Consider the following 10,591-nt stretch of genomic DNA (forward strand, 5'->3'; position numbering starts at 1 on the left):
TTGTTCTGATCCCCGGTCGCTAAACTTGAATTATATTTACCATCACCATCAATTCCTTTGGAAATTGAATAGGCAATTAAATGACCCTGATTATATATTTGGGTGCGACCATGGTTGGCGTGCCAACCAGTTGGTTGAACCGTTTGGTCGGATCTTAAACTGGCGTTCGTCGCATTTTTTGAATCCAGGTAAGCGGTCGTAATTCCCAGTTATTATCCGTGCGTTTGGGTAATTTCCTTGTAGCGGTAACAGGAAATTTCGTGATCGTTGACCAACCCAGCAGCTTGCATAAAAGAATATATAACGACCGGACCCGTAAACTTAAAACCATCTGACTTCATTTGCTTACTAATTCGCCTAGCAGTTTGATCGGTCCTGGGTAGATCTTTATGTGATTGATAATGATGTTGAATTGGTGTCCACTTGATGAAGTCCCAGAGGTACTGATTGAATGATTTATTTTGAGTTTCGAGTGAATCAATAATCCTTGCATTAGAAATAATTGCTAAGATTTTCCGTCGGTTTCGAATAATCTTGTCATTAGTCAACAATTGGGGGAGTTGGGAGTCTAGCATTTGAATTGTTCGATAATCAAAATTTTCAAATGCAGCCTTCAAAGCCTGCCGCTTATTGAGCACCGTCTGCCAACTTAATCCGGCTTGCATAATTTCTAAAGACAATAGTTCGAATAGCATTCGGTTATTATGGCAGGGCCGACCCCACTCATGATCGTGATAGTCTCTTAGAAGAGCATTATCCGTATTAGCCCATGAACATCTGGTTAGATTTGTCTTCAAGAAAATCCTCCTTAAACCAACGTGCCAAAGGAATATTAATTCTTATCTGACGCTTACTAGTTAATGCAACCACATCGTTTTTAACCAATTGCGATAGTAGTCTGGTTCCCAACGATCCCGATAAGTGGGGTAGGCGTTCCGAAAAATCAATACACGTCTGCAAACGCGTTTGCTGGACTGATTCCACTAGAAAATGGCTAAATTGACGTTTCCCTTGAGCAGTTAAAACATAGTGATCCAAAGATAGTTTCTCAACTAAGTGGTTTTGGTTCAACCATTGGAATAGTTGCACCCCCGCCTGTCCAGCTAAATGATGATAACAAGTTCTGGCCTGACCAATCTGAATAGCTAATTTCCGCTGAGACAGCTTATCCCACGTTTTTTTCCCCAGATCAGATGTCGATTTGGTTACGTCAGTTAATTTGAAGTAACTTCTGCCGGCGAAGAAACGTCGCTCTATTAATCGGTCCTTCTCTAATTTTTTTAGCTGTTGTTGGCCAATCAGATGGTCAATATTAGTCGCTTTGCAAATCTCATTGAGAGTCAAAAATCTCTGGCAACTTAATGTTGATAGTATTTTTTCAGTTAACATGTTTAAAATCTTCCTTTAAATTAATTTTCTTGATTTAAATATGAATAGAACCCGGGAATGAGATCGGCAATTAAGCTAGTCGGGGAGTATAATACAAATTTACGGTCCTTTTGAGTTTTGACTAACCTAGCTTGTTTTAGAAGCTTTAAATGATGGGACACCGTAGATGCACTCATGGTCATAATCTGACCTAATGATTGAGTTGTTAGGGGTTCATCAGCTAAATACTTCAGCATTCGCAATCGAACCGGATCACTTAAAGCCTTAAATACACTGACTAACTCATCTGGATTCACCTTAGTTTTTATTTTATTAAGAGCATCATAAGTAATAGTTACTCCGCCGGCAAAACGATCAACAAAAAGATGCGGCCAAACAAAATAACTTGGTACCAATAAAATGACATCGTGGTTTCCTAAATCAATTTGCTGGTCAAATGGTTTAGTGACGATTAGTTGATCTTGTTGCCAATGCAATCGATCAACCTCCAGATGATTAACAAGCTTGACAAAGCCATTATCTCGTAAATATTTTGACTGATCTTTAATTTCATTAACCAGAAATTGGCTAAGAGAACGGTCTACCCAAGTTTGATCAAAAACTCGGTTTCGATAATCTGCAATAAATGCAAATAGCTGCTCATAAACCTTGGCAGGATTAACGCGCAAGTCTTTTAAGAGTTGGTGTGGATTAGTTGGTTGATAATCTCGCCACTCCAAGCTTTTAGCCATTTTAGGAATAAATTGATTTTCGCGCTGTTGAGCAACCTGTACCAAGCCTTTGACGACAACTTGTGGATCCTCGTGAGATAAAAATTGTTTTAAATTGTCGATTTCATCATCTAAGTTCGCGGTTAGCTGTTCAAAGTTATTAAAAAATATTGGCGGCGTTCCTAATTCATAAATTAATTCAAAATAGTGGAGTTGATTAAAAAAATCGTCGGTTAAGGATCGTTGTGCTTCCAGTGCCCAATCGATGTTCATACCATGGTGACGGGGGTTCAATAGCACATGTAGGCTTCTAAACAATTCATTTAGCGGAGAATATACAAACTGAATTCGTTGAGTAAGGGTTTCATTGGTTTGACAGGCATAGTTGCCGAACTTAATTTTAATAGTCATAAATGTTGCCTTTCAATTTCAAAATTGTAGAATCGTTTGATTGTACTTAAAAACAATTCTATCATGAAATTACAGTAATTCAAGGGAGGTCCTTTTTATGATTAATGATAGTAGGTGTGTGTATAATGACTAAGCAAACTAAGAATCACTTAATCATTCTTATTGCTGGCATGGGAATGTTACTTTCGACATTAGATACTGGAATTATTAATGTTGCGTTACCTTTTTTGCAGCATCAGTTTCACTCGACTACCAGTATTGCTGCTCTAAGTGTAGTTGGCTATACAACTAGCTTAGCAGTGTTGATTTTGCCCTTCGGTTATCTAAGCGATCAAATTGGTAAGCTCAAAGTTTCTTTGACCGGATTACTAATATTTGGTTTCGGATCGATTTTATGTGGGTTAGCGACTAATATTTCGGGTCTGATTATCTTTCGGATTATTCAAGGGATTGGCGCAGCTGCTTTACAAGCAACATCAGCTGCTCTAATCACCACGCTTATGGATCACGACCGTGTCTCCAAGGCTCTGGGGATACTAGGAATCATGATTGGCTTGGGTCCTATTCTAGGACCATCAATTGGCGGTTTCTTTTTAGCTTTAAATGTATGGCGATTAATTTTCTGGATCAATGTGCCTTTCGCAATATTAGGATTGATTTGTAATTACTTATTGATTCACCAAATTCATGAAAATACTGCGAAGCAAAGATTTGATTTCTCGGGTAGCATTATTAATGCCACAATGATTATTTGTTTATTGGCTGGTTTTTCGCTTCTCAGTAAGGCAACTAGTTTCAAGCTGGCTGTTCCACTAATTATTTGTGGATTAGTTTTAGGGGTATGCTTCTATACATTTGAATTTAGACTAAATGAGCCTCTAGTAGACTTCCGAACTCTTTCTAAAGCCCCCAAGATCTGGCTATATCTGCTACAAACCGCAGTCTTTGGGTTTGCATCGGCAATTGTCTTTTTAATTCCGCCCTTTCTTTTCGAAAAGGTTATGCATATAGACGTTGGAGTAACGGGACTATTAGTCCTAGGTGCACCGGTTGGATTAGTCATTTTCTCACGGGTTTCTGGTAGTCAAAATGACGGTTCCAAAAATCAGAAGTTTAGCCGTTGGGGTCTCGTGGTTATTGCACTAGCCTTTGCTGGTTTGCTTTTAGTTGGTGTTCAATGGCCGCCAATTGTTGTAACTAGTTGCCTGTTCCTATTTGGTGTCGGTGGCGGTTATTTTCAGCCAGCTAATATTGGCAATATCATGCAATCAGGTTCCGCTAACAGCCAAGGTACAATCGGTTCACTACAACGAATGGTGCAAAATATTGCCATTGCAAGTGGTACAGCTATAGGATCAACCTTGATTAATTTAACCTCCCCTAATCTCTTCCTCGGGATTCAAGCAAATTGGTATTTGGCTTTATTCGTAGTAGTCATCATTGTCATTGCTGACATTTTAATAAATTTTTTATATTCTAAAAACATTTAAATGGATTTACTAATCTAGTTAAGATTATTGAGTAGACAAACAGGGAACGCCCTTTCAGTTAGCACTGCCTAACTGAAAGGGTGTTCCCTGTTTCCCCTGATCCCGTATTTTTTACGATATCGAATAAAAGTTGTTCGCTTAATACCGGTATTACGGGCCACATCTACATCACTCATGCCCGCCTGATAAAGCTTAAAAGCATGTAGTAAACGCGGATCATCTTCGGCATATTGAGGCTTGCGCCCATGATATTTACCCTGCTTTTTGGCCAAGGAAATCCCTTGTTGCTGACGCTCAATGATCCGCTTACGTTCGCTTTCAGCCTGGTACTTATACAATTCAATGATGAGGTTAGTCATCAATTGACGCAAGTTAGGATCAGCAATTCCCGTCATGGACGGCAAATTCAACACGTCTAGGGTGGCCCCCTTATTTTGAATGGTGTTCATGATCTTAGTTAAATCCTGATCGTTTCTTGTCTAACTAATCTGATTTGTATTTAAACTATCAGCTAATTGCTGAGCAGCCAACAACATTAGATCCTTAATTTGTTCTGGTGGCTCAGGCTGATCTTGTCCTAACCAGACACGTAGAATATTAGTTAAACCACCTATTTGCAAAGCCATCACATAATTCACTTGGGTAGGAGTGCCATGAACATGCCAAGGAGCTGCAAACTGTTGATAACGAGGGATTGCTTTTTGCTGCCAAATTTCATTCACGTGATCAAATAAGCCTTGGCGGATCAATAATTGAATTAAATCCCGTTTTCGCCACCAAAAATTAAAAAAAATATCAAAAGTAGTTTTTAACATCGGTTCCCCTACCTGCGGTTTCTGCTGGAGTAATTGTTCAAAGTACTGATCGAACAACTGATCACACAGGTAATTAATGACCGCTTCTTTATTTTTAAAAGAATGATAGAATGTTTTTCGCGATAATTCAGCGGTTTGGGCAATTTCAGTAATCGAAATATCCTGAAAGTCCTCTTTCGTCATTAAATTTATAAGGGCGTCACATAACCATTGCTTAGACTGTTCAACCATACGCTGCTTGCCGTTCATTTTATTAACATCTCCTCTACTATCGGTAACAAATTATAGCAATCTGTAGCACTTAGCCAATAAGGATTGATTTAATGCTTAGGGCTAATTATACTAAAGACTGCGAATAAAAGTAACAAATGTTTCCTTTATATTCATCTGTTACCGAAAGGAGCGCTTGATAGATGACAAAAGCTACTAAAATTATCAGTTTCATCGGGTTAACCATTGCGATACTTATGGGTACCTTAGATAGTACCATCGTCAACATTGCTTTACCCCAAATTATGACCCATTTCGATGCCAGTCTAACTGATACAAGTTGGGTTGCCACCATCTATACGTTAGCCTTAGCCGTGTTTATGATCACGGGTTCAAAGATTGCTGATCGTTATGGTCGTAAAAAAATTATGTTATTAGGATTAGCCTTATTTGGCGGCTTTTCAGCGGCTTGTATGCTGGCAACGTCATTACCAGAATTGATTGCCTTTCGATTTTTTCAAGGATTAGGCGGTGCCATTATCACCCCGATTGTCTTACCAATGGGAATTGAAATATTTGGCAAAGCGCATATGTCAAAAATTGCTAGCGTTGTGGGCGCGGTAACGGCTTTAGCCGCTGCCGGGGGGCCACCGATTGGTGGCGTGATTATTAAATATGCTTCTTGGCGCTGGGTATTCGGCATTAATGTCCCCTTAACCATTGCAGCCTTTCTAATTATAGCTATGGGGGTGAGGGAATCATATGACGAATCTTTGGCGGGGAGAATTGATTTACCAGGAACGATACTTTTAACACTAGGCTTGGGTGGTTTAACCTTTGGCCTACTAGAAGGCCGCCAATATGGTTGGCAATCGGGCATCATATTAGGAACCCTCATTGGCGGCGTATTAGCTATTGGATTGTTCATCTTTATCGAAAGCAAAGTCAAACACCCACTACTTGAATTAGATTTGTTCCGTGAAAAAACCTTAACTGCTTCTAGTTTAGTTTACTTTTTAACTGGCTTTACGTTAGTTAGTCCCACCCTGATTTTAAATTATTTTTTACAAGACGTTCTGAACGATACAGCGTTACATGCGGCCCTAATTATTGTTCCAGTTTCCTTAACAATCATGGTAGCGATGCCTTTGGGAACTAAGTTATTTGATCAAGTTGGCGCAGTTCCGGTTACTTTGATTGGTCTCTTAGTCATGGCAGCTAGTTTACTCCTCTTGTCGTTTATCACCACCACAACGCCCAAAGCTGTTATCATTACTTTTCTGGTGATTCATGGTGTTGGTTTTGGGTTCTCTTCGGTTTCGTTAGTGGCCTCGGTTAAGCATTTGCCAAAAAATAAAAGTGGGATTGGTTCGGGAATTGTTAACGCAGCGCGTCAAATTGGCACCTGTTTAGGAATTGCAATTCTAGTAACAGTCCTTGATAATAATGTCAATACAGCTAAGCAGCATATTCATCAAGATGCCATTCAAATTGTTGATCGACAGCAATTATCACCCAAAGTAAACAAAGTGGTTCATCAACAATTGAATAGCCTATTTTCCACTACTGAATCAGCCAAATTAACAACTAAAAACAAACAGACGAACCTAAGACGTGCCCTTAAACAAGCGGCCAAATCTCAAGTTGATTTACCACAGCCCCAAAAGGGAACCGATCTTTACCAGGTCTACCAAGCCCAGAAGAAGTTAGCACTAGCTACTGACAACTTAAAAGCGGGTAACCAGCAACTTCAGAAAATAAGCCAGGGTCAGAAAAAATTGTTAGTAGGTCTCAAACAATTGGCACAAAAAGAAGCTTTAACGATAGCTTTGAGAAAAATTAAGCATACTAAGAATCAACAAATCAGCCGGGCCTTCAGTCATACCTACTTAGTAGGCGCGGTGATTGTATTGATTCTGTCGCCGATTGCTTTGTTGACAGATCGTAAGTCATTAAAAAGTTGAATTAAAAAAGGTACCTCGGGGATATAAGGTGCCGTACAATAGCCTCAAAAGTTGTCACTTTAAGAAATAAAAAGTGATGACTTTTGAGGCTATTGTACGCTGTATGGTTGTCTTTAATGTAAGAATCTTTGCTCGTTCTGTAAAGAGTTTAACCTAGTTAAATACGGTTGGATTTGTACGCCAGATAACGTACAATATTACTGAGGTGATGAGAATGGCAAGAATTGAAGCTCGAATTGACGGAATTATTAAAAGTAAAGCCAAAGACGTATTGGCTAATCATGGTCTAACAATTTCTGATTTTATGCGCATGACATTAACAACAGTTGCTCATGATGGTTTACCTAAATATTATTCAATCCCTAATCGGCAGTTAAAAAATTCGATTCAAGAAGTTATTGATGATCTATCTGAAAAAGAAAAGCTACCCGAAGCCCGTAACCTTAAAGAATTAGATCAATTGCTTAGCTCCGATGACGCATTGGAGTCTTCAAAATAAATGGCAAGAGTAATTAAATATACCAAAGCTTTTAAAAAACAGTTCAAAAAGCGGCGCCAAGACCCCAAGTGGCGTTCAATATTTAAAAGTTCACTACCTCAAGAGCTTGATGATCAAGAGCGGAGTCCTTGGAAATATATTATTCAGTGTTTAATTGAAGATAAAACCATTCCAGATTATTTTTATCCGCATACTTTAGAAGGTGTTACAATGGAAAAGCAAGAAACGACAAGAAAGAAAAATAGGTTTGATATGAAAAGGTCTTTCAGGCGGATTTCCGCTGTCATAGCAACGATGGCTTTCACGACAGGTCTGGCCGCCTGCGGTTCCTCCCAGTCGACTGCCCCATCGGCGAACAAAGCCACTTCCTCCGTCACTGCCCCCCAGGGCTGGAAGAAGTTCACGTCCAAGGATCTGGGCTATTCCGTCTATTTCCCGGGCGTTCCGGAGAAGGACACCTATAAGGATCCCACCGGCGCTTATGCCCGCTATTCGACGGTCAATGACAAGGATCACATCAACTACGCTGTGTCCGTCACCAAATTCACCCGGAAGCAAGTCGAGGACTCCAAGGGGTTCAATGACGCGCAGAAACGTAAGGTCTTGACCAATGTCGCTCGTCTTCTGCAGATTGACAAGTATTCCTTCACCACCGTGGACGGGCATATGGCCATTTCCTACACCGGTCACGATAGCGAGGACTCCTCGGTGATCATGCGTCGAGAGGTCGTTTACTCGTCCGCTGGCCTCTATGGCCTCGAATCCTTTGGAACTTCCAGCTCGGAATACAAGCAGTTCGTCGATACCTTCCGGCTTTCCGAAGATACGCAAGAATGAAAGGATGGTTTCCATGATTTTCGCCACTGGCTCTACCTACTCCCAGGGGACGCCCACCAGATCATGATGATGAACGACTACATGCCCACGAAGGTCAACGACCTTTACAAGGCCTTGCTTTCCCTGGGATAGGCCCAATCCGGCCTTCCACTTTCACCCGCCGTCTTCGTCGCGCCGGGTGGATTTTTGTTTTCATTTCTAATCTCTGCTAGAAGGAGACGTAGTAAAAAGCGAGAGCGTGTATCGAAATCCTTGGATTTCAATACACGCTCTCTTTAGATTTAGGGGCCAAGAAAGCTCGTTGCAGTAGACCAGACTTTATAATTGACGCATAGGTTATATTCGAGAGAAAGAAATTAACACCAAATGAAATAGTAGGATGTTGATTTATCGGCAGGTCCTTACTTCGAATTAAGTCATCAATTAGTAAAACCGCTATTCCCAAAAAACTATGGTAAGAAGCACAGTTGTTTGCATTCCGATTAATAAATGATACCACTCTAACATGATTCCCGTCATTTTCTCAAAATAGTTTTGCTGCTTATAAAAACGGTTTTTAATTTTGGGGGTACACGTCACTGACATATAAGTCTCATCTTTTTATATTAAACTTTTTGCGATACCTGATAAAGGTCGTCCGTTTAATCCCGGTATTACGAGCCACATCTACATCACTCATGCCCGCCTGATAAAGTTTAAAAGCATGTTGCAAGTGGGGATCGTCTTGGGTGTATTGGGGTTTGCGTCCATGATATTTGCCCTGCTGCTTAGCTAAGGCAATCCCTTGCTGCTGGCGCTCAATGATTCGCTTACGTTCACTTTCGGCCTGATACTTATAGAGTTCAATAATCAAGTTCGTCATCAGTTGACGTAAATTTGGGTCAGCAATCCCTGTCATGGACGGCAAATTTAACACATCTAGGGTGGCCCCCTTATTTTGAATGGTGTTCATGATCTTAGTTAAATCCTGGTTGTTTCTGCCTAAGCGATCTAATTCAGTGACCAGGACGATATCACCCTCACGAATATAGGCCAGCATTTTTTGCAGTTCTGGCCGATTAGTGTTAGCCCCACTTAATTTATCCGTAAATAATTTATCAACGTCTTTTAAAGCCGCTAACTGTCGATCTAAATGTTGCTCCTTGGAACTCACACGCGCATAACCGATTTTAGCCATTTCCGATTCTCCTTTTGGACAGTTCTAATGAACATTTGTAATTCCTAGTATAGCACAGAAATAAAAAAGGCCAATAGGGTATACCCTAGTGGCCGTTTAATATACTTTTCTAAAGGGGGGATTAGTATTGTTGCAGTAGCGTCATTAATAATGGCAGCTTTTTTTGGGTAAAGTGACCATCATTTCTTAAAATAAGTGTTCCACCCAAATGGTCAAATAAACTTCTTCCTTGCTTTTCATTACAATTGAAAGGATCGTTAAATGAATTGAATATATAAAACTCATTTGAGTTCTTCTTGATTGTCTTCCAATCATATGATTTTTTAAAGGTTGTGTGACGCATGCCATTAGGTTGACAATAGCCAGCAATCAAATAGACAGCTTTAACTGGTTTTGTTAGTTGTTCAAGTAAAGCTAAGATAATATTTGTTCCGGCAGAATGGCCGATTAAAATTGTGTTTTGATTAATGCCTAAGTTCATTTCTCTAATTTTAACGAGTGTATCTGTTAGCGATTCTTGATCAAGCTTTGGTAAATCTGCCACAATTGTTGATATTCCTAAAGCGTTTAAACTATGAGCAATGTTTTTATACCAAAACTTATCTGCTGTAGCATGCGGTGCTGACCCATGAAAAATGATTGCATTCATTAAAAAATCCCTCCCATCATTGATAATTACGCTAATAGTTGTTGAGCGCTTGGTCATGCAGTAAATTACCTGTATAATAGATTAAGCAAGAAGTTTTAAGGGCGATGGCTGTCTTTTCCCTTGTGAGGTGAGGCCCATGGGAACATGGAATAATCTTCAGGAAGGTTTCACAGTCGATGAGCGTCTTCCAGACACTCTCGTTGATGTTGCTGTTTGGCACGTTTTTGATCGCGCTCCTCAGCTATATCGACAAGCACCACAAATAAAAAAGCCGCCCTGTGTAACTTTGGCAGGTTACAGGACGACTAGTATCTAGTCTAATGTTAATGCCACCGCCTTTGAAGCGGCTTGCGCGGGAAGTCCTGTTCTAGCGGGGCTTCCCTTTCTCTGTCTACATTATAGCATGACTATAACTGATTTTCGACTATTTTTAATCAGTT

11 protein-coding genes and 2 pseudogenes are annotated in these 10,591 nt (G+C 40.1%); 5 read left to right on the plus strand and 8 right to left on the minus strand.

All coding sequences use genetic code 11. The features are described 5' to 3' along the window. The 4 genes and pseudogenes from PS3_RS10685 to PS3_RS07455 all read right to left on the minus strand — a co-directional run. Window positions 1–197: pseudogene (locus tag PS3_RS10685) on the minus strand (DNA/RNA non-specific endonuclease); the annotation flags it as partial. A gap of 15 nt (window positions 198–212) precedes the next feature. Next, entirely contained in the window at window positions 213–797 is a 585-nt protein-coding gene (locus PS3_RS07445) for a DNA-3-methyladenine glycosylase I (protein WP_007122535.1), read from the minus strand. Further along, window positions 763–1,389: a helix-turn-helix domain-containing protein gene (locus PS3_RS07450; RefSeq protein ID WP_050950891.1), complete on the minus strand. Its 627-nt coding sequence runs from the start codon at window positions 1,387–1,389 to the stop codon at window positions 763–765. The genes PS3_RS07445 and PS3_RS07450 overlap by 35 nt, the downstream gene beginning before the upstream one ends. Before the next feature lie 20 nt (window positions 1,390–1,409). Beyond that, on the minus strand, window positions 1,410–2,510 hold the full coding sequence (locus PS3_RS07455) for an ArsR/SmtB family transcription factor (RefSeq protein WP_040468626.1): 1,101 nt from the start codon (window positions 2,508–2,510) through the stop codon (window positions 1,410–1,412). A 125-nt stretch (window positions 2,511–2,635) separates the two neighbouring features. On the opposite strand from PS3_RS07455, the gene PS3_RS07460 reads away from it, so the two are divergent. Continuing rightward, window positions 2,636–4,000: an MFS transporter gene (locus tag PS3_RS07460; RefSeq protein ID WP_007122536.1), complete on the plus strand. Its 1,365-nt coding sequence runs from the start codon at window positions 2,636–2,638 to the stop codon at window positions 3,998–4,000. A gap of 68 nt (window positions 4,001–4,068) precedes the next feature. Here PS3_RS07460 and PS3_RS07465 read toward each other — a convergent pair. Together PS3_RS07465 and PS3_RS07470 are read right to left on the minus strand one after the other, a co-directional pair. Then, window positions 4,069–4,476, minus strand: a pseudogene (locus PS3_RS07465) (recombinase family protein); the annotation flags it as partial. 3 nt (window positions 4,477–4,479) lie between these two features. Further along, window positions 4,480–5,064, minus strand: coding sequence for a TetR/AcrR family transcriptional regulator (locus PS3_RS07470; RefSeq protein WP_007122538.1), 585 nt, complete (start codon window positions 5,062–5,064; stop codon window positions 4,480–4,482). A gap of 164 nt (window positions 5,065–5,228) precedes the next feature. On the opposite strand from PS3_RS07470, the gene PS3_RS07475 reads away from it, so the two are divergent. The 3 genes from PS3_RS07475 (at window position 5,229) to PS3_RS07490 (ending at window position 8,325) form a co-directional block, all read left to right on the plus strand. Next, window positions 5,229–6,989, plus strand: coding sequence for an MFS transporter (locus tag PS3_RS07475; RefSeq protein ID WP_007122539.1), 1,761 nt, complete (start codon window positions 5,229–5,231; stop codon window positions 6,987–6,989). A 214-nt stretch (window positions 6,990–7,203) separates the two neighbouring features. After that, complete coding sequence (locus tag PS3_RS07480; protein WP_040468628.1) at window positions 7,204–7,488, plus strand: type II toxin-antitoxin system RelB/DinJ family antitoxin; 285 nt, start codon at window positions 7,204–7,206, stop codon at window positions 7,486–7,488. Then, window positions 7,489–8,325 (plus strand): type II toxin-antitoxin system RelE/ParE family toxin, encoded by an 837-nt coding sequence (locus tag PS3_RS07490; protein WP_100207300.1) that lies wholly within the window; start codon window positions 7,489–7,491, stop codon window positions 8,323–8,325. A 592-nt stretch (window positions 8,326–8,917) separates the two neighbouring features. Here PS3_RS07490 and PS3_RS07495 read toward each other — a convergent pair. Together PS3_RS07495 and PS3_RS07500 are read right to left on the minus strand one after the other, a co-directional pair. Further along, entirely contained in the window at window positions 8,918–9,502 is a 585-nt protein-coding gene (locus PS3_RS07495) for a recombinase family protein (RefSeq protein ID WP_007122540.1), read from the minus strand. Window positions 9,503–9,623: 121 nt separating this feature from the next. Further along, on the minus strand, window positions 9,624–10,151 hold the full coding sequence (locus PS3_RS07500; protein WP_040468629.1) for an alpha/beta fold hydrolase: 528 nt from the start codon (window positions 10,149–10,151) through the stop codon (window positions 9,624–9,626). 203 nt (window positions 10,152–10,354) lie between these two features. Between PS3_RS07500 and PS3_RS10850 the strand changes: the two genes are divergently transcribed. Continuing rightward, entirely contained in the window at window positions 10,355–10,417 is a 63-nt protein-coding gene (locus tag PS3_RS10850) for a putative holin-like toxin (RefSeq protein ID WP_222843308.1), read from the plus strand. Window positions 10,418–10,591 lie beyond the last annotated feature (174 nt).

The sequence above is a fragment of the Limosilactobacillus gastricus PS3 genome (genome assembly GCF_000247775.1).
Lineage (GTDB): Bacteria > Bacillota > Bacilli > Lactobacillales > Lactobacillaceae > Limosilactobacillus > Limosilactobacillus gastricus_A.

What these genes read in the sequence shown, in the direction of transcription:
- PS3_RS07475 (WP_007122539.1), top strand. Translation starts at nt 5,229, where the DNA reads ATGACAAAAGCTACTAAAATTATCAGTTTCATCGGGTTAACCATTGCG.
- PS3_RS07450 (WP_050950891.1), bottom strand. Translation starts at nt 1,389, where the DNA reads ATGTTAACTGAAAAAATACTATCAACATTAAGTTGCCAGAGATTTTTG.
- PS3_RS07455 (WP_040468626.1), bottom strand. Translation starts at nt 2,510, where the DNA reads ATGACTATTAAAATTAAGTTCGGCAACTATGCCTGTCAAACCAATGAA.
- PS3_RS07470 (WP_007122538.1), bottom strand. Translation starts at nt 5,064, where the DNA reads ATGAACGGCAAGCAGCGTATGGTTGAACAGTCTAAGCAATGGTTATGT.
- PS3_RS07460 (WP_007122536.1), top strand. Translation starts at nt 2,636, where the DNA reads ATGACTAAGCAAACTAAGAATCACTTAATCATTCTTATTGCTGGCATG.
- PS3_RS07500 (WP_040468629.1), bottom strand. Translation starts at nt 10,151, where the DNA reads ATGAATGCAATCATTTTTCATGGGTCAGCACCGCATGCTACAGCAGAT.
- PS3_RS07480 (WP_040468628.1), top strand. Translation starts at nt 7,204, where the DNA reads ATGGCAAGAATTGAAGCTCGAATTGACGGAATTATTAAAAGTAAAGCC.
- PS3_RS07490 (WP_100207300.1), top strand. Translation starts at nt 7,489, where the DNA reads ATGGCAAGAGTAATTAAATATACCAAAGCTTTTAAAAAACAGTTCAAA.
- PS3_RS07495 (WP_007122540.1), bottom strand. Translation starts at nt 9,502, where the DNA reads ATGGCTAAAATCGGTTATGCGCGTGTGAGTTCCAAGGAGCAACATTTA.